This window comes from Salegentibacter sp. Hel_I_6 (assembly GCF_000745315.1).
GTDB lineage: Bacteria > Bacteroidota > Bacteroidia > Flavobacteriales > Flavobacteriaceae > Salegentibacter.
This window is the reverse complement of the sequence record NZ_JQNQ01000001.1, coordinates 3956570-3974887: the sequence shown is the minus strand read 5'-3', so window position 1 is coordinate 3974887 and position 18318 is coordinate 3956570. Positions and strand designations below refer to the sequence as shown.

Below are 18318 nucleotides of genomic sequence, written 5' to 3'. Positions count from 1 at the left end.
ACTCGATAGTAAAACCGTCCAAATTTAAGGCAATTTTTTGACTTAGCGGTCAATTCCTTCTAAATCCAGTAAAAACGCATATTCTTCAGCTACTTCCTTTAGAGCTTCAAAACGTCCTGATGCACCGCCGTGCCCGGCATCCATGTTGGTATTGAACAATAATTTATTATTATCAGTTTTTAATTCTCTTAATTTAGCCACCCATTTTGCCGGTTCCCAATATTGAACCTGAGAATCATGCAAGCCTGTTGTAACCAGAGTGTTAGGGTAATCCTGCTCCACCACATTGTCATAGGGTGAATATTGCTTCATATATTCGTAGTAATCCTTATTGTTAGGATTCCCCCATTCATCATATTCTCCAGTGGTTAAGGGAATACTATCATCTAACATTGTAGTCACTACATCAACAAAAGGAACAGCAGCAATTACTCCATTATAAAGTTGTGGTGCCATATTCATAATTGCGCCCATTAATAAGCCTCCGGCTGAACCGCCCATGGCGTAAAGATGTGCTGCGGAAGTATATTTTTCCTGGATTAAATATTCTGATACATCAATATAATCGGTAAACGTATTCATTTTATTGAAAAGTTTTCCATCTTCATACCAATTACGGCCAAGGTATTCCCCACCTCGAATGTGCGCGATTGCATAAATAAAACCACGATCTAACAAACTTAGCCTCACACTGGAAAAATAAGGATCTATAGTTGAACCATAAGAACCATAGGCATATTGCAAAAGTGGACTATTTCCATCTAATTTAGTATCTTTTCTATAAACCAGACTCACTGGAATTTTTGTCCCATCTTTAGCAGTAGCCCAAATTCTTTCTGACAGGTAATTACTTTTATCAAATTTTTCATCTAAAACTTCCTGCTCTTTTAAAACCGTCTTTTCACGGGTTTCCATATTAAAGTCTACAACCGAAGTTGGCGTAGTCATAGAATTATAAGTAAACCTTAAAATATCGGTATCAAAAGAAGGGTTTATAGACGTAAATGCGGTATAGGTTTCATTATCAAAAGGAATGTAATATTCTTCTGAATCATCCCAGCGAATCACCTTTATTTTATTCAATCCATTATGGCGTTCACTTACCACAAGGTATTTTTTAAAAATATCTATATCCTCAAGCAAATAATCCTCCCTGTGTGGAATTACATCTACCCAATTCTCCTTAGATGTATTTTCAACCGGAGTTTTCATCAACTTAAAATTTGTAGCACCATCTATATTGGTCATTACATAAAAATGATTTTCAAAATGTGCTATACTATATTCTAAACCACGTTCCCTGGGTTGGAAAACCTGAAATTCGCCTGTTGGATCATCGGCTTTTAAAATTCGGTATTCAGTAGTTAGCGTACTATGGCTACCAATTATGATATATTCTTTCGACTTCGATTTATAAACGTAAGTATTAAAGGTCTCATCCTCTTCTTCAAAAACCAGTTCATCTTCAGCTGAATCTGTCCCTAAAATATGTTTATAAATCCTATAAGAACGAAGTGTTTGATCATCTTTTTTGGTATAGAACAATGTTTTATTATCTGCCGCCCAGGTAGAGCCACCGGTTGCATTTTCTATTTTATCAGGATAAATTTCGCCTGTTTCCAGGTTTTTAATTTGAATAGTATATTTTCTTCGGCTTAAAGTATCTACCCCAAAAGCTACCATTTTATTATCCGGGCTAACGTTTAAGCCTCCAAGGCTATAATATTCAAAGCCTTCTGCCATTTCGTTAACATCAAAAAGCAACTCTTCAGCAGCATCAAGTTCCCGTTTTTTTCTGGAATAAATTGGATAATCCTTTCCGGTTTCAAATCGGGTTAAATACCAATAATCGTTTAATTTATAAGGCACCGATTCATCATCCTCTTTAATTCGGCCCTTCATTTCCTCAAATAAGCCTTGCTGAAAATCTTTGGTATGGGCGGTTATTTGCTCATTATATTCATTTTCAAGGTTTAAATAATCTATTACTTCAGGATCTTCCCTATTGTTCATCCAGTAATAATTATCTATTCTCACATCTCCATGAAACTCCAGGCTTTTCTCTATTTTCTTCGCTTTTGGCGGTAAAATTTCTTTTTTCAAATCTGCATTATTTTGAGCGCTTGCAAAGGTAATGCTTCCCAGTAAAATACATAATAGTCTCTTCATATTAACAAGATTAATCCCGTAATTTAGTAATTTTGTATTTACCAAAATTTAAAAAAAGAGACTATGTTTGGAGATATGATGGGTATGATGAATAAAATCAAAGAAACCCAACAAAAAGTTGAAGAAACTAAAGAGCGACTTAAAACGGTAACTATAGAGCAAAAATCCAGTGACGGACTTCTAAAAGTAACCATTAGCGCTACACGTGAAATTAAAAATATTAGCGTTGCTGATGAATTAATGGAGGATAAGGAGCAACTGGAAGATTATTTGGTTTTAACCCTAAACAAAGCAATTAGCAGAGCTTCAGATATCAATGAGACTGAACTTGCTGCCGTGGCAAAAGACGGCATGCCAGATATTCCCGGTTTAGATCAATTTAAATAGCATTTAATCAACTGAATCCTGAAATGACTTAGGAATTAGACTTAAATTAAAAAACCTCACAGTTTTTTAGAAAGCTGTGAGGTTTTCTCTTTATGCTTCTCCCCTTGCAGGATATTCTTTATCTAGAACAAAATCTATGGCTTTTAGCAACTCATCAAATTTTGGTCTTGCAAAAGCCATCGTTTGAATAGAAGCCGCATAAAGTGTATTATCAGGTTTTATAAGAAATAATCCAGGTTCAAAAAAGGCTTCTGGCTCCTTATCATTAATTCCTTCAGAAATATATAAATCCCATTTACGAGCATCTTCTTTCGTAAAATCAAAACCTATGGTAAGATTATTTATCTTCCAGTCTTTTATGGTCTTTTCGGCCAGGCCTTGATTATTTGAGCTTATACAAATTACATTAATCCCTTTGTCCTGAAATTTTTCTATTTTTTCATTTAGTTCCTCCAGATAAGATTTACATACCGGGCAATGCAGTCCGCGATAAAAAATAACCATAGTAAAATTCTCTGGTTTCTGGTCGCGCAAATCCCATTACATTCCGCTTGTGGTTTCTACTCTTAATCTTGGTACTTCTTTTCTTGGCAATACGTTTTTCATAATTCAATTTTTGGTGTTTTGAAAATTATGAAATTCAATTCCCGAATCATATTAAATACTTTATAAGCTTAGGTTAAACTTTTCTAATTGTCTTACAATTTAATCTCTCGCAGCACTTTCAGGAATTTCTGGTGCATTTCTTCAGTATAATCTAAATGCGTAACAATCCTCAATTTGCCCTGCCCCATATTACTTATTCTAATATTTTCCTTCTGAAGATTTTTCATAAATGCAGCTTCATCTGAAGCATTCTTGAGGTAAAAAATAATGATATTGGTTTCTACCTTCTCTACTTCACCTACATAACTGGCGGCTTCTAAAGTTTCAGCTATATCAGTTGCTCTTTTGTGATCTTCGGCTAAACGCTCTACGTGGTTATCTAAAGCATAAATTCCGGCTGCGGCCATAAAACCAACCTGGCGCATTCCGCCTCCTAAAACTTTCCGAATTCGAATGGCGTTTTTCATCAATTTCTTATCGCCAATAAGTACAGAACCCATTGGGATTCCCAGTCCTTTAGAAAGACAAACCGAAATAGTATCAAATAATTTCCCGTATTCTTTGGGATCTTCATTTTTAGCAACCAAAGCATTAAAAAGCCTTGCCCCGTCCAAATGCAAACCTAATTTATGAGTATTGCAAACCTTTCTTATTTTCTTGATTTCTTTCAGATCATAGCAAGCACCTCCACCTTTATTGGTAGTATTTTCCAAACACACTAAACTCGTTAACGGACTGTGATAAAAGTCTGGCGGATTTATATTTTCTTCAACCTGGGCCGCGGTAATCATTCCGCGATCGCCATCTACCAACTTGCAGGAAACCCCACTATTAAAAGAAGCGCCACCACCTTCGTAATTATAAACGTGTGCCCATTTATCACAAATAAGCTGCTCGGCAGGTTGTGTATGCAATTTTATTGCGGCCTGGTTAGCCATGCTGCCGGTAGGAAAAAATAAAGCTTCATCCTTCCCGAACATCTTTGCAAGTTTTTCTTCTAAGGCGTTTACGCTAGGATCTTCTTTATAAACATCATCACCAACTTCGGCGCCCATTATTGCTTTTAACATTCCGCTTGTTGGGCGGGTTACTGTATCACTTCTTAAATCTATTTCTTTCATAAATACATTTTGTCATTTCCGTGTAGACGGAAATCTATTTTATTTAATTAATTTCTAAAATAATCCATTCCCTCACACCTAAAACTTCCAATAGGACTTCCATCGGGGATTTCGGGAACATTTAATTTGGTTTTATACTCGCTGGGATTTTCCCTGTAATTTTCAATTTCTCTAAGCATTTGTTGATAGAAAACTCCATCCTTATTACTTAACCAATTTTTTAATTCATCAATTTGCGCATTGGCAATCGCTGCTACTTTTGCCGTAGCCGATTCATTTTCGGCTAATTTTATCAACTGCAGCAGGACCTCATAGTTTACCGCTTCCTGCACTTCATTTAAATAATCGTCACGATGCGACTTTTTTATGGTATTACTTATTAATTCCTTCAAAACATCTTCCGGCCCCAACTGTTTCTTATCTAAAGATTTTTGCTGAACCAATCTAGCCATTCTTTCTGGATGCAATAATAAGGAAAGTGATAAATTTGCTGAAGTCACCGGTGCCCCAAGCGCATCAAAAGCTACGCCGGTATTGCCTTTAAAAGATTCGCGGCTGCGATTGTAACCAAAAGCTCGTGGCGGAAATAATTCCAGTTTTTCCTGCGGAATTGCAATAACTTCTGCATCTAAAGTTTTCAAAATCGCATTTAACGTGTTTTCCTGCATTTTTGAAGTTGCGCTTTCCCAAATTTTATCCTTTCCACCTTTAACAGCATAATTATAATCGAGTCCACCGATGATTTTTACCGCCGATTCAACCTGGTAGCGATGTAAAAAATATAGAGGCACAAAAACATCCTCCAACACCGAATAAGGCTCGTTAGTTCTAATATTATCTACCGAAAAATTCTCAATACCTTTTTTTCTAATTTTTAAAATTTCATCCAATTCTTCAGTTGCGTTTTTACCATTATCCCAAAGATGTGCGTTTATATGAGCACCGCCCTGTGCCCGGGCATCTGAATCTGAAATAAATTGGTGACCGGCCTCTTGCGCTTGTTCCAAAACCGAATTTAGAAATTCTCTTTCTGAGGTATTCTCAGGTATATCAGCATAAGAATATTTAACAGTTACTTTATCCCATTCCCCTATTCCGGTATCGTAAGCATTTGCAATACTTATTTCGTCATTTTCTAAACTGAATTGCGGATGCGGATAATCCATTACCGAGGCGTTATCGTTTACACTTGCAGCAAAATTATGAGCAAAACCAATAGTATGGCCAATTTCGTGGGCCGATAGCTGTCGAATTCTGGCTACGGCCATTTCCATCATTTTTTCGTGATTTTTATCATTTTCAGCAAAAGGTTTATTCAGTAAAGCCTGAGCGATCATAAAATCCTGGCGTATTCTTAAACTTCCTAAACTCACGTGACCTTTAATGATCTCTCCGGTTCTGGGGTCTACCACACTTGCACCATAACTCCACCCGCGGGTAGAACGATGAACCCATTGTATCATATTATAACGCGTATCTAAAGGATCAGCATCTTCGGGTAGCATTTGCACCTGGAAAGCATCTTTATAACCAATTTCTTCAAAAGCTACATTCCACCACCGCGCTCCTTCCAATAAAGCCGACTTTACCGGTTCTGGCGTACCGGGATCTAAATAATAAACAATTGGCTCTTCGGCTTCACTAATTTCGGCTTTGGAATTTTTCTTTTTTAAACGATGACGAATAGCGAATTTCTTTTCTATAGGTTCGTAAACCGGAGTAGAATAGTCTAAATAAGAAATGGAGATCGCACCGCTGCGGGGATCGAAAAGTCGTTTTTCGTAATTATCATCGGGTAATTTCACAAAAGAATGATGCTGAATAACACTAAGCTTTTTAGCGTCTGGCGCTACACTTTGCAGCGTTCTTCCCTTAGGTTCGCCTTCAAAGGTAAGCAGAGCTTCAAATTCTACATTTTCGGGAAATGCTTTTGTGCGTTCTAAGGAAAGTGCACTTTTAGATTTATCGAGTTTATAGGTTCCATATTCTCCTTTTTTAAGTCGGCCGGTCACATCATGCGCATCCTCCATTAAAAAAGGCGTAAAATCAATTACGTAAACTGTATCTTTTTCTTCCTTAATTTCGAAACCATAGATAACCGATTTTGCAAAAGCCTGCTCCACGCTTCGTTTCTCTAATTCATTCTCGGTTTCTGCTCTGTATCTCTGATTGGGTTGCACCAATAATAACTTATTCCCCGCTTTCTGAAATTTTACAATAGCTTCATTTCCTAACTGCCCACGATCTAATCCAATATCATTAGAACCAAGTCCGCTGGTTAAGGCATGCACATATAAAAATTCACTTTCCAGCTTATCAACTTCAAGGTAAATTTCATCTTTATCTTCATTATAATGAAAATTAAAAAAGCCTTCATATTCTTTAAGATTTTCTTTTTCAGAAAGAAATTGTGCCATTCCAGGAACTGAGAAACTGACTAACAGGAAAATAAGTAAAAAATGCTTCATTTACGTGATTTTATAGGAAGTCTAAAACTATAAAAATATCGTTAAATACTTTCCCGTCGTAGTCTTAAATTCTATTTTTACCTTATAAAATTTAGATATGATCACAACTGAGCAGATCAAAGATCTCAGAGAGCGCCTTGGTGCGTTAAGGAGGTATCTTTGACATTGATGCCAAAAAAATAGAAATCTCCAACCAGGAGGAAAAAACCTTTGCTCCAGATTTTTGGGATGATCCTAAAAAGGCGGAGACCATAATGCGAGAGCTAAATGTCGAAAAACAATGGGTAGATGAGTTTGAAAAAGCACAAACCCTTGTAGATGACTTAGAGGTTTTATACGAGTTTTACAAAGAAGATGAAGCCAGCGAAGAAGATGTTTTGGATAAAAACAAACAAGTCCTGGAGTTAATTGAAGAACTTGAGTTTAAAAATATGCTTTCAGAAGAAGGTGATAAATTAAGCGCGGTTTTACAAATAACGGCTGGAGCCGGTGGAACGGAAAGTTGCGACTGGGCAGAGATGCTTATGCGTATGTACCTGATGTGGGCTGAAAAACGGAAATTTAAAATCAAAGAGCTTAACTACCAGGCTGGTGATGTTGCAGGTATTAAAACGGTAACGCTTGAAATTGAAGGCGACTTTGCTTTTGGGTGGCTAAAAGGTGAAAATGGTGTACACAGGTTGGTACGAATTTCCCCATTTGATAGCAATGCAAAGAGACATACCTCTTTTGCTTCTGTTTACGTGTATCCGCTGGCTGATGATTCTATAGAAATAGATATTAACCCGTCAGAAATTTCCTGGGAAACCATGCGTTCTTCAGGGGCTGGAGGCCAGAATGTAAATAAGGTAGAAACTGCGGTTAGATTACGCCACGCTCCTACCGGAATTGTTGTTGAAAATTCTGAAACCCGTTCTCAACTTGAGAATAAAACCAAGGCCATGCAGCTTTTAAAAAGTCAGTTGTATGAGATCGAACTTCAGAAGCAACAGGCGCAGCGAAGAGAAATTGAAAATTCTAAGATGAAGATTGAATGGGGCTCACAAATAAGGAATTATGTGATGCATCCCTATAAGCTAGTAAAAGATGTGAGAACCGCAGAAGAAACCGGAAATGTAGATGCTGTAATGAATGGAGAAATTGATATTTTTTTGAAAGCTTTTTTAATGATGATGGGACAACGGCAGGAAGATTGATAAGTTTCTGCCTATATATTTTAGATTTAAAATTTATTGTTTATTTTAAAGTAGCCAAAACGAAAAAATAATGATTACTGTTTACCACAATGCCAGATGCAAAAAATCTAGAGAAGGTTTAGAATTAGTAAAAAATTCTGGTAAAGATTACAAGGTTAGAGAATATCTCAAAGAGCCACTTTCTGAAGAAGAATTAGGTAAGATTTTGGATAAATTAAGTTTTTATCCTATGCAGCTAATTCGTACCAACGAGAAAATTTGGAAAGAAGAATATAAAGGCAAAGATCTTAGCGATAAAGAGTTAATCACTGTTATGGTGAAAAACCCTAAACTTATGGAAAGACCTATTGTAGAGACCAAAAATACGGCAGTAGTAGGTCGCCCAGGATCTAAAATTGAAGATTTATTAAAATAAGCGGTGGTAAATCCAAACCAACAGAAAATGAAAACTCAACAAAAAATAGCAATTATTGGAGCCGCAGGATTTTTAGTGGCTGGATTTGTATTTTCTCACTTTTACTTACATAGAAAAAGCAGAGAAGAATTAATTGAAATTGCAAGAGAATTAGCTTATACCTGGAAAAAAGAATTAGAACTTGATTTTGAACAAACCAGTAAGTTAGAAGATCTTATTATAGAATACACGCTAAAAAAGAATGAAATCATAAACGCTACGGCACTTACCGAAGATGAAACGATCTTAAAACTTAGAGATATTCAGAAAGCGGAACATAGAAAACTGCAAAAATTAATGAGTGATAAGCAGTTCGCTAAATATTTAGAAGTAAATAAAAAAATAAGCAGAAAGTCTTAATTACTGGATATCAGACTGAAAGATGTTTTTAACATTTTAAATCTCCTTTTAACGCGAGTTTAACCGAATTCGCTTTAAACCATCTCGTAAAATAGAGGTCAAAGAAGAAAATTTTCTATGACCACCAAAATGTTGAGTACGCTCTCTGCAGCGTTTTTTCTTTTTTTTAGCCTTAGCGGCTTCGCCCAATCGGGGCCTTTTAAAATTTCCGGAAAAGTAATGGACGAGGAGATGAATGCTCCTCTTGAATTTGCAACCGTTTCTGTAGTTAACGCTAACGATCCCGCAGACGTTACTGGAGTTGTAACAAATACACAGGGGAATTTCTCTATAGAAGTTCCAGAAGGCACCTATAACGTAATTGTTGAATTTATATCTTACGAAACTAAGAGATTTAATGATCGTAAAGTAGATTCAGATCTTAATTTGGGAACAGTAAGTTTGGGACTGGATTCAGATAGTCTTGATGAAGTTTTAGTCCAGGCTGAAACTACACAGGTTAGCGTTCAGCTTGATAAAAAGATCTACAATATAGGAAAAGATCTTACTACCGCTGGAGGTACCGTAAGTGATGCTCTTAATAATGTGCCATCGGTTTCTGTAGATGTAGAAGGTGGAATTAGTTTAAGAGGAAACGAGAATGTTAGAATTCTTATTAATGGCAAACCTTCAGCAATGGCTGGTTTTGGTGATTCTAATGTATTGAGTCAGCTTCCAGCAGAAGCCATAGAACGTGTAGAAGTTATCACCTCTCCTTCCGCCAGGTATGATGCCGAAGGTACAGCAGGTATTTTAAATATTATTCTTAGACAAAAAGAGACCCTGGGTTTCAATGGTTCTGTTAATTTAAATTTAGGAAATCCAGATAATGCAGGTCTTTCTACCAACCTTAACTATAGAACTGAGAAATTCAACCTTTTTACTAATATTGGATGGCGCTATTTTGATGCCCCTCAAAATAACTTCAGCGATACCGAATATTTAAGACGATTTAATTCTGATGGAGAAATTGTTAGACCAGAATATGATAGAATTCGTGAAGAGAGAGAAGTACAACGATTAAATAGAAATTATAATGGTAATGTTGGGATTGAATATTTTCTAACAGAACAATCTTCGATAACTGCCAGTTTATTTTACAGATATGGTGAAGATGAGGATATAACCGATAATAATAGTGACAGGTATATTGGTGGTGATTTAGTTGAACAAACTTTAAGGAGAGAATTGCAGAGTGAAGAAGATAATAGTTACCAGATCTCATTAAATTATCAGAATAAATTTAATGATGAAGGTCACGAACTTACTGCCGATTTTCAGTATGAGAATGATGCAGAAATACAAAATATTTTTATAAATGAAGATTATACTTTTGCTACCGAGGTAAATCCTCAGGCTTTTCAGCGAGAGGAAGTTTATACTGAAGAAAATCAAAAAGAATATTTAATTCAGGCAGATTACGTTTTACCCCTTGGTGAAAATGCAAGGTTTGAAGCAGGTTATAGGGGGAATTTTGAGAACGAAGTTACCGATTATCGTTTACAGCAAGAAGATTTGGCTACCGGTAACCTGGTAACCAATGATACGCTTACTAATATTTTTGATTACGAAGAGAACGTAAATGCTCTGTATTCTCAATACGGAACTAAATTTGGAAAATTCTCTTTCCTTTTAGGACTTCGATTAGAAAACACGCAACTTAAAGGTGATATAGATTCCAGGCTAAGTGATGAAGAACTTGTAGAAGCTTTTGGTTTCCCAATTCAAACCGAATTTGATAATAATTATTTAGGTCTCTTTCCCACAGTTAATTTAATCTACGAATTATCAAGCGATGGTGGCGAAGAAGAAAATATTACCGTTGGTTATAATAGAAGGATTAACCGCCCAAGGGGTTGGTTTATTAATCCTTTTCCTTCTCGTTCAAGCCGAACAAATGTATTCCAGGGAAATCCCAACTTACAGCCTGCCTTTGCCAGTGCTTTTGATATTGGTTATTTAAAAAGATGGGATAAACTAACCTTTACTTCTTCTGTATACTACCAACACGAAACCGATTCTTTTGAAAGAGTAGAAGAAAACACAGGTCAGGAAACTACCGATGGTATTGATATTATTAGAACTATTCCTATTAACCTTGCTACCAACATAAGAACCGGTGGTGAACTAGGAATTCTTTATAATCCTGCAGATTGGTTAAGATTAAACAGTAGTTTTAATTTCTTCCAATTCGAAACTGAAGGAGAGTTTAACGGAGTTGATTATGGAGCAAAAAATACCAGTTGGTTTGCAAGGTTTAGCTCTAAAGTAACACTTCCGGGAGCAGTAGACTGGCAAACCAATGCTTTCTACAGGGGTCCTCAAGAAAATGCACAAACAAAAAATGAAGGAATATTTTCAATAGATCTTGCATTTAGTAAAGAAATTTTAAATGAAAGCGTAACACTTTCTTTAAATGTAAGAGATTTATTGAACTCAAGAAAAAGGAGATCCTTTACTTCTACTGAATTTTTTAATCGCGATAGTGAATTCCAATGGAGACAAAGACAAATTAATCTTTCTGTAATTTATAGGTTTAATCAACAAAAACGTGAACAGAGACGTAATGACAATGAGGATTTTGATGATTCAGGATTTGAAGGATAAGCTTAAATAAAAAATCCGGCTCAATCGAGTCGGACTTTTTATCTAAATCTTTAATAATAAAGCATAAAAAAAGGGACATCGAATGTCCCTTTTTTTATGCTTTTGCTTCTTTAGCTTTTTTTCTTGCTTCTTTCTTCTCTTTCAGTAATTCGGCAACCGAACCACCTATCCAATAGGGTAAAATAGCCATTAGGAAAATCATTAGCCAGAATCCCATAGTTAAAATAACCAGGAAAGCCAGAAAACCGAGATATTGATCGAATTCGAACATAATTTCCAAAATTTTTTGATGCTGGTCAAAGATAGTAAGCTTTAACCGGTTATCACAATTAAATTATAAGAAATTCAAAACATCAATTTAAAAATTCAAAAATTATAGACTAAATTCTTCAGTTTTATTCCTTTAAAAAGCCGCTAACTTGTAAATTTGTGACTCAACTAATAATATACTTATGGATTATAGGATAGAAAAAGATACTATTGGAGATGTAAAGGTCCCGGCAGATAAACTTTGGGGTGCTCAAACTGAACGTTCCAGAAATAATTTTAAAATTGGCCCTGCTGGTAGTATGCCTCTGGAAATAGTTTATGGCTTCGCCTACCTAAAAAAAGCGGCTGCTTATACAAATTGTGAATTAGGAGTTTTGCCTGTTGATAAAAGAGATTATATCGCTCAGGTTTGTGATGAAATTCTTGCTGGAAAGCACGATAATCAATTCCCGCTGGTAATTTGGCAAACCGGTAGCGGTACCCAAAGTAATATGAATGTAAACGAAGTTATCGCGAATCGCGCACATCAGCTGGCAGGAAAAACTTTGGGAGAAGGCGATAAAACACTTCAACCGAATGATGACGTCAATAAATCTCAATCTTCTAACGATACTTTTCCTACCGGAATGCATATCGCTGCTTACCAAAAGATCACTAAAGTAACGCTTCCTGGAGTAAAGCAACTTCGCGATACGCTAAAGAAAAAATCAGAAGAATTTAAAGAAGTGGTAAAAATTGGCCGTACCCATTTTATGGATGCGACTCCCCTAACCCTTGGCCAGGAATTCAGCGGGTATGTTGCTCAGCTAGATCACGGAATCAAAGCACTTGAAAATACACTTCCACATCTTTCAGAATTAGCACTTGGTGGAACCGCCGTAGGAACAGGATTAAATACCCCTAAAGGTTATTCTAAAAGAGTTTCTGAATTTATTGCAAAATTCACTGAGTTGCCTTTCGTATCTGCAGGAAACAAATTTGAAGCGCTCGCTGCCCACGATGCTTTTGTGGAAACTCACGGAGCTTTAAAACAACTGGCTGTTTCCTTAAATAAGATTGGAAATGATATAAGAATGCTTTCTTCCGGACCAAGAAGCGGAATTGGAGAAATCAATATTCCTGCAAATGAACCCGGTTCTTCTATTATGCCCGGAAAAGTGAATCCTACGCAGTGCGAAGCTTTAACTATGGTTTGCGCACAGGTTATGGGTAATGATGTTGCTATTGGTGTTGGAGGAATGCAGGGCCAATTTGAATTAAATGTTTTTAAACCAGTAATGGCTTCAAATCTTTTACAAAGCGCACAGCTTATTGGAGATGCTTGTATATCTTTTGATGAAAACTGCGCCCAGGGAATTGAAGCTAACAAACCAAGAATACAGGAACATTTAAATAATTCCCTGATGTTGGTTACCGCCCTAAACACTAAAATAGGCTATTATAAAGCTGCTGAAATTGCGAATAAAGCACATGAGGACGGAACCACGCTTAAAGAAGCGGCAGTTGAATTAGGCCATCTTACTGAAGAGCAATTTGATGAGTGGGTTCAACCTAAAGATATGGTAGGGAATATTAAATAGATAATTCAAATTACATAAAAACAGAAAAGCCTGTCTAAAAATTTTAGACAGGCTTTTCTTATTAATATTCGTCAAGCTGAATTTATTTCAGCTTCTAATATTGTATGGTTTAAGTATAACTTAGATCCTGAAACAAGTTCAGGATGACGATTGTAAAAAACCTATTTCTCAATCTTCTTTTTAGGTTTCTTCGCATAAAACTTCTGAAACCTCCAGTAAGACACCGCTCCAAGTACTGCAACTACTGCAACTGCATAATAAATAAAAGTAGGTGTAATTACCTTACCTCCACTCGCATAAGAGTGCAAACCAGCTAAATAGAAGTTTACTCCAAAATAAGTCATCATTATACTTGCAAATGCAACGATTGCCATAAAGTTAAAAAACCATCTACTCCTTAGCCCGGGCACCAAGCGCATATGAATTACAAAAGCGTAAACCATGATACTAATTAAAGCCCAGGTTTCTTTAGGATCCCAACCCCAGTAACGCCCCCAACTCTCATTAGCCCATTGGCCTCCGAGAAAGTTTCCTATAGTTAACATTACAAGACCAACCGTTAATGCCATTTCAGTAATAATGGTAATCTCTTTAATATTGAGATCCATCTTCTTTTTATTCTTTTCAGTAGTAAAAATCATTAAGAACAATGCAACAATGCCTAAAATCATGCCTAGGGTGAACGGGCCGTAGCTTCCTACAATTACCGAAACATGAATCATTAACCAGTAGGAATCTAAAACAGGCTGCAAGTTAGCAATAGCAGGATCCATCCAGTTCCAATGGGCAATCATTAAGATCATAGAAGTTACAAAAGCTGTGGAGGCTATTGTTAAAGTACTTTTTCTTCCGAATGCTAAACCAAAGAACATCGTAGCCCAGGCAACGTAGATCATAGACTCATAGGCATCACTCCAGGGGGCGTGTCCCGAGATATACCATCTTGCAATTAAACCAAGGGTATGTAAAACGAAAAGCACAATTATGATTCCACTACTAATATTTACCAGCCATTTAGTGAAATTATTTTCTTTAAAAATTCTGGCAATAACAAAAGCCAACATTAAAAGCCCCGCCGTCATATACATCCAGAAAAGATTTCTGAAAATATCATATTTGTTATAGGTGATCTCTGCCTTTATTCTTTCTTCTGAAGGTAAGACTTCCTCTCCAAATTTCTTTTGAAATCCTTTAATACTTTCTAAAAACTGATCGGCTTTTTCATAATCTCCAGAGGCCTTTGCATCAGATAAAGCTGTCATATACAAAGGAAGAATTTGTTTGGTATATACCGAATCCATTCCTTTAAAAACGACTCCTTCATCCTCTAATTCAGGATAAGAAACCCATTTATTATTTTCGTGCTCAGGAATAGGAAATATTCGTAAGATCTTACCCTGAAGCGCACGATATAAAAGATTTACTTTTTTATCGGTTTCAATAAAATCTTTCTGAAATTTATTGGGAACTGCAGCCTGGTAGGCATCTTCCAAATAAGGTGATAATTTATAATTTCCTGTTTCATCGAAAAAACTACTTAGTTTTAGATACTTTTCGCCTTCATCTACTTCAAGAATATTATGCAAACTATCATTGTTTTTTTCAACATAAATAATTGGCACATTATACCATATCATAGGGTTTTGGGTAAGCGAAACCAGGATTTGGTCAGAGCTTAAACCTTCATAAGAATCAGATTTGCTTAACTTCCGAAGTAATTCAGAGGAATATGTATTTGCCGGTTTCATTCTTCCACCTGCATCCTGAATTACCAGTTGGCCAAATTTAGCCGCGTGCTCTTCGCTTATGGCGTTGGTTTTAATTATGGAATCAACTTCCATTTTAGCCGATTCAGCGTGCTTGTGATCGTCTTCAGAGGTTTGTGCGAACATGCTACCTGCCGCCATAAAGAAAATTAGCACAGTGCTTAGCTTTTTCTTTTTATCCTTTACCTTTTCCAACATTTCTTTGAGGTTTCCAAAGCGTGAACCTTTATCAAATAAAATAAGCATCAAACCAAGATACAACAGGAAATAACCTATATAAGTGATCCAGGTTCCCCAGAAATCGTGGTTAACCGACAAAATGGTACCACTTTCGTCTGGCATAAAACTGGCCTGAAAAAACCTAAATCCTTTGTGATCCAACACGTGGTTCATATAAATTTCGTAAGGAACATTTTCTTTACCTTCTTCTACTATTTCAACTTTACTTTTAAATGCAGAATAGGAACTTTCAGTACCCGGGTATTTATCAGCGATAAAATCATTAAGTTTTAAGGCAAAAGGTAATTCTATATTTTTGCTTCCGTAATTCAAATAAAATTCAAGGCCGGCGAGTTCTACTTTCTGGGGCTGGCTATCAATACCTTTCCCGCCCAATAAAGTAATAGTTTCAGATTCTCCCTCGCTGGTAACTTTAAGCGTCACAGCATCAGCCTGTCCATCATCTTTTTGCGGAGTTTTTACCACATCATACTTGCCTTTTATAATAGGCTCAGGAATTACAAACTGCATGGCCCCTATATTATAAAGAGAACGCAACATAAGATTTTGGGTAGAATCTTTTACTAAAGCTCCTTTTTCCTGATCGGCCATTCGCATATAATCTCCTTCAAAAGGAGAATTTATAGTGTATTTACCGCTATCCTCCTCATAAGTTATATTTATAGCACCTTCGGTAGGTTCATTAAGAGAAAATAAAACATTATGAATATTTTGAACTTCTCCCTCTTTTAGATAATGGTCATGGCGATTTCCGTCTCCGGCTTCAACGAGTTTTAGATGGTTCGCACCATCTTCGGAAGCTACCAGTTCTTCTTTAGCGCCATAAATAAAATTAGTGGCTTCAACAGTAACCGGTTGCCCGTTATAATCGGTATTTAAGATATATTCATTCTCTGTTTCAGGAGCAAAAAGTACAGTCTCTTCTAAAACCCTGCGACGAGGTTCTCCATCAATCTCTCCATCTATAAAAGTGGTGAGATAGGTTTTTTCAGAAAGCATCACATTAGTTGTTTCACCTTCTTTAATAGGCATCATACCTTCATAACTAATATAACGAGTGATAAAAGCACCTACCAATATCAAAACAAAAGATAAATGGATTAAAAGTGAAGACCATTTTTCTCGTTTATGAAGCTTATATCTTACAATATTTCCTGCAAAATTGATTACAAAGAATACCATGATTCCTTCAAACCACCAGGTATTATAAATTAGAACTCTTGCGGTTTCAATACTGTACCAACTTTCTATAAATGTTCCGAACGCCATGGCCACTGAAAAGACCACAAATAAGACTGCCATTATACGTGTAGAAAATATGACAGAGGCTATTTTATTCTGCATGAAGTAACTCTTTTTACGGCTGCAAATTTAAGGAAATTTAACGGTTCTATTGGATAAAACGAAACACTTTCTCCTACACGAATGTTAATTTTATTGCCTCGTTATTTTTAATAATTTAGCCGAATGACTGAAGTGGTAATTTTAGGTGCAGGGAATGTTGCTTTTCATTTATTTAAAGCATTTTCTAAAGCAAAAAATATAAAGGTAACTCAGGTGTATAATCACCGGGATGAAAGCCTGGAATATTTTTCGAAATTTACTGAAACCTCTACCGAAATTAGAAACTTAAAGTCGGGCGATTTCTATATTCTAGCCTTAAAAGATGATGTCATCCCGGAAATTGCTCAAGATCTAAAAAGTAAAAACGGAATTGTTTTACATACATCGGGCGCAGTTAGCTTAAATTCTTTGGAATGTCTCACTAATTTGGGAGTTTTTTATCCCCTGCAAACCTTTTCTAAAAATAAAGCTGTAGATTTTTCTGAAATCCCGGTTTGTATTGAAGCTAATTCAATAGAAAACCTGGAAAGAATAAAAGCCTTGGCTTCAGCAATAACAAGAGATATTCGGGAGATTAATTCTGAGCAACGAAAGGCCCTGCACCTGGCTGCTGTTTTTGTAAATAATTTCAGTAATCATTTATATAGCATAGGCGCTGAAATTTGTAAAACAAACCAGGTAGATTTTAGTATTTTGAAACCGCTCATAAAAGAAACCGCTTCAAAAATGGAAAGTTTATCGCCAAAAGATGCACAAACAGGTCCGGCCTTAAGAAACGATCAAAAAACAATTGAAACTCATTTAAAGCTTTTATCTAAAAAAGATAAAGATATTTACAGCCTTTTAACCCAATCTATTCAAGATTTCCATGGAAAAAAATTATAAAGAATACCTTAATCAAATCAATACTTTCGTTTTTGATGTAGACGGCGTACTTACCGATGGCAGCATTCAAATTAGCACCAAAGGGGAACTTTTACGCACTATGAATATAAAAGACGGTTACGCTCTCAAAGCCGCCAAAAATGCCGGTTATACGGTTTGTATTATTTCCGGAGGAAAAAATGAAGGCGTTCGCAAACGATTAAGAGACCTGGGAATTAATGACATCTATCTTGGCATTCACGATAAAGTGGAGCAAATGGATGAATTCTTTGATATTTATGAAATCATGGCTGAAAACGTTTTATATATGGGAGATGATATTCCCGATTATTACCCAATGAAATTGGTTGGTTTACCTTGCTGCCCGCAGGATGCCGTAGCCGAAGTTAAAGAGATTTCCAGGTATGTTTCTCACAAAAAAGGCGGTAAAGGCTGCGTTCGTGATGTTATTGAGCAGGTGATGAAGGTACAGGGGAAATGGATTGATAAAGAATAAATGAATTGGATAATACTTGTTCTCGCCGGGCTTTTTGAAGTTGGCTTTGCCTTTTGTTTAGGAAAAATGAAAGTAACTTCAGGGAATGCTTCTACCCTGTGGCTTATTGGCTTTTTAGTATCGCTAACTTTGAGTATGATTTTGCTGTATAAAGCCACCCAAACATTGCCAATTGGTACTGCTTATGCGGTTTGGACCGGCATTGGGGCTGTGGGCACCGTTTTATTAGGTATCCTCGTTTTTAAAGAGCCCGCTCACTTCTGGCGACTTTTCTTCCTAAGCACTTTAATTATTTCTTTGGTAGGTTTAAAATTTGTTTCTGAATAGCAA

At 36.2% G+C, this 18318-nt stretch carries 15 protein-coding genes; 9 read left to right on the top strand and 6 right to left on the bottom strand.

Features of this window, described 5'->3' with window-relative positions; translation table 11 throughout:
- Positions 1-42: 42 nt before the first annotated feature.
- The gene (locus FG27_RS17495) at positions 43-2169 is read right to left on the bottom strand and encodes an oligopeptidase B (protein ID WP_037322456.1); all 2127 of its coding nucleotides are present in this window, start codon (positions 2167-2169) and stop codon (positions 43-45) included.
- Between the two features lie 63 nt (positions 2170-2232).
- On the opposite strand from FG27_RS17495, the gene FG27_RS17490 reads away from it, so the two are divergent.
- Complete coding sequence (locus FG27_RS17490) at positions 2233-2556, top strand: YbaB/EbfC family nucleoid-associated protein (RefSeq protein ID WP_037321401.1); 324 nt, start codon at positions 2233-2235, stop codon at positions 2554-2556.
- A 90-nt stretch (positions 2557-2646) separates the two neighbouring features.
- On the opposite strand, the gene FG27_RS17485 is transcribed toward FG27_RS17490, so the two are convergent.
- From FG27_RS17485 to FG27_RS17475, 3 genes are all read right to left on the bottom strand, one after another.
- Positions 2647-3090, bottom strand: coding sequence for a redoxin domain-containing protein (locus FG27_RS17485; RefSeq protein ID WP_369794129.1), 444 nt, complete (start codon positions 3088-3090; stop codon positions 2647-2649).
- Positions 3091-3254: 164 nt separating this feature from the next.
- Positions 3255-4283 carry a low specificity L-threonine aldolase gene (locus FG27_RS17480; protein WP_037321399.1) on the bottom strand — a complete coding sequence of 343 codons (1029 nt, stop codon included), beginning with the start codon at positions 4281-4283 and terminating at the stop codon, positions 3255-3257.
- A 47-nt stretch (positions 4284-4330) separates the two neighbouring features.
- A complete protein-coding gene (locus FG27_RS17475) occupies positions 4331-6751 on the bottom strand; it encodes a zinc-dependent metalloprotease (protein WP_037321397.1) in 2421 nt (806 codons plus the stop codon).
- A 97-nt stretch (positions 6752-6848) separates the two neighbouring features.
- Here FG27_RS17475 and prfB point away from each other — a divergent pair.
- From prfB to FG27_RS17455, 4 genes are all read left to right on the top strand, one after another.
- Positions 6849-7947, top strand: a protein-coding gene (prfB, locus tag FG27_RS17470; RefSeq protein ID WP_156101258.1) for a peptide chain release factor 2 whose coding sequence is annotated in 2 segments (ribosomal slippage) — positions 6849-6911 and positions 6913-7947 — 1098 coding nt in all. Because the reading frame shifts where the segments join, the coding sequence is not laid out codon by codon here.
- A 70-nt stretch (positions 7948-8017) separates the two neighbouring features.
- Entirely contained in the window at positions 8018-8362 is a 345-nt protein-coding gene (locus FG27_RS17465; protein ID WP_037321394.1) for an arsenate reductase family protein, read from the top strand.
- Positions 8363-8389: 27 nt separating this feature from the next.
- Positions 8390-8761 (top strand): hypothetical protein, encoded by a 372-nt coding sequence (locus tag FG27_RS17460; RefSeq protein ID WP_037322455.1) that lies wholly within the window; start codon positions 8390-8392, stop codon positions 8759-8761.
- 117 nt (positions 8762-8878) lie between these two features.
- Positions 8879-11407, top strand: coding sequence for a TonB-dependent receptor domain-containing protein (locus tag FG27_RS17455; RefSeq protein ID WP_037321392.1), 2529 nt, complete (start codon positions 8879-8881; stop codon positions 11405-11407).
- A gap of 94 nt (positions 11408-11501) precedes the next feature.
- Here FG27_RS17455 and FG27_RS19300 read toward each other — a convergent pair whose 3' ends face one another.
- Positions 11502-11678 (bottom strand): hypothetical protein, encoded by a 177-nt coding sequence (locus FG27_RS19300; protein WP_037321390.1) that lies wholly within the window; start codon positions 11676-11678, stop codon positions 11502-11504.
- A gap of 181 nt (positions 11679-11859) precedes the next feature.
- Between FG27_RS19300 and fumC the strand changes: the two genes are divergently transcribed.
- Positions 11860-13257 (top strand): class II fumarate hydratase, encoded by a 1398-nt coding sequence (gene fumC, locus FG27_RS17445; protein WP_037321388.1) that lies wholly within the window; start codon positions 11860-11862, stop codon positions 13255-13257.
- A gap of 161 nt (positions 13258-13418) precedes the next feature.
- Here fumC and ccsA read toward each other — a convergent pair whose 3' ends face one another.
- Positions 13419-16607, bottom strand: a complete 3189-nt coding sequence (ccsA, locus tag FG27_RS17440) for a cytochrome c biogenesis protein CcsA (RefSeq protein ID WP_037321386.1) — start codon at positions 16605-16607, stop codon at positions 13419-13421.
- A gap of 123 nt (positions 16608-16730) precedes the next feature.
- Between ccsA and FG27_RS17435 the strand changes: the two genes are divergently transcribed.
- The 3 genes from FG27_RS17435 to FG27_RS17425 are packed head-to-tail and all read left to right on the top strand — an operon-like array spanning position 16731 to position 18315.
- Positions 16731-17492: a Rossmann-like and DUF2520 domain-containing protein gene (locus tag FG27_RS17435; protein ID WP_037321384.1), complete on the top strand. Its 762-nt coding sequence runs from the start codon at positions 16731-16733 to the stop codon at positions 17490-17492.
- The gene (locus FG27_RS17430) at positions 17476-17988 is read left to right on the top strand and encodes an HAD family hydrolase (RefSeq protein ID WP_037321382.1); all 513 of its coding nucleotides are present in this window, start codon (positions 17476-17478) and stop codon (positions 17986-17988) included. The genes FG27_RS17435 and FG27_RS17430 overlap by 17 nt, the downstream gene beginning before the upstream one ends.
- Positions 17989-18315: a multidrug efflux SMR transporter gene (locus tag FG27_RS17425; RefSeq protein ID WP_037321380.1), complete on the top strand. Its 327-nt coding sequence runs from the start codon at positions 17989-17991 to the stop codon at positions 18313-18315.
- Positions 18316-18318 lie beyond the last annotated feature (3 nt).

What these genes read in the sequence shown, in the direction of transcription:
- FG27_RS17495 (WP_037322456.1), bottom strand. Translation starts at nt 2,169, where the DNA reads ATGAAGAGACTATTATGTATTTTACTGGGAAGCATTACCTTTGCAAGC.
- FG27_RS17490 (WP_037321401.1), top strand. Translation starts at nt 2,233, where the DNA reads ATGTTTGGAGATATGATGGGTATGATGAATAAAATCAAAGAAACCCAA.
- FG27_RS17480 (WP_037321399.1), bottom strand. Translation starts at nt 4,283, where the DNA reads ATGAAAGAAATAGATTTAAGAAGTGATACAGTAACCCGCCCAACAAGC.
- FG27_RS17475 (WP_037321397.1), bottom strand. Translation starts at nt 6,751, where the DNA reads ATGAAGCATTTTTTACTTATTTTCCTGTTAGTCAGTTTCTCAGTTCCT.
- FG27_RS17465 (WP_037321394.1), top strand. Translation starts at nt 8,018, where the DNA reads ATGATTACTGTTTACCACAATGCCAGATGCAAAAAATCTAGAGAAGGT.
- FG27_RS17460 (WP_037322455.1), top strand. Translation starts at nt 8,390, where the DNA reads ATGAAAACTCAACAAAAAATAGCAATTATTGGAGCCGCAGGATTTTTA.
- FG27_RS17455 (WP_037321392.1), top strand. Translation starts at nt 8,879, where the DNA reads ATGACCACCAAAATGTTGAGTACGCTCTCTGCAGCGTTTTTTCTTTTT.
- FG27_RS19300 (WP_037321390.1), bottom strand. Translation starts at nt 11,678, where the DNA reads ATGTTCGAATTCGATCAATATCTCGGTTTTCTGGCTTTCCTGGTTATT.
- fumC (WP_037321388.1), top strand. Translation starts at nt 11,860, where the DNA reads ATGGATTATAGGATAGAAAAAGATACTATTGGAGATGTAAAGGTCCCG.
- ccsA (WP_037321386.1), bottom strand. Translation starts at nt 16,607, where the DNA reads ATGCAGAATAAAATAGCCTCTGTCATATTTTCTACACGTATAATGGCA.
- FG27_RS17435 (WP_037321384.1), top strand. Translation starts at nt 16,731, where the DNA reads ATGACTGAAGTGGTAATTTTAGGTGCAGGGAATGTTGCTTTTCATTTA.
- FG27_RS17430 (WP_037321382.1), top strand. Translation starts at nt 17,476, where the DNA reads ATGGAAAAAAATTATAAAGAATACCTTAATCAAATCAATACTTTCGTT.
- FG27_RS17425 (WP_037321380.1), top strand. Translation starts at nt 17,989, where the DNA reads ATGAATTGGATAATACTTGTTCTCGCCGGGCTTTTTGAAGTTGGCTTT.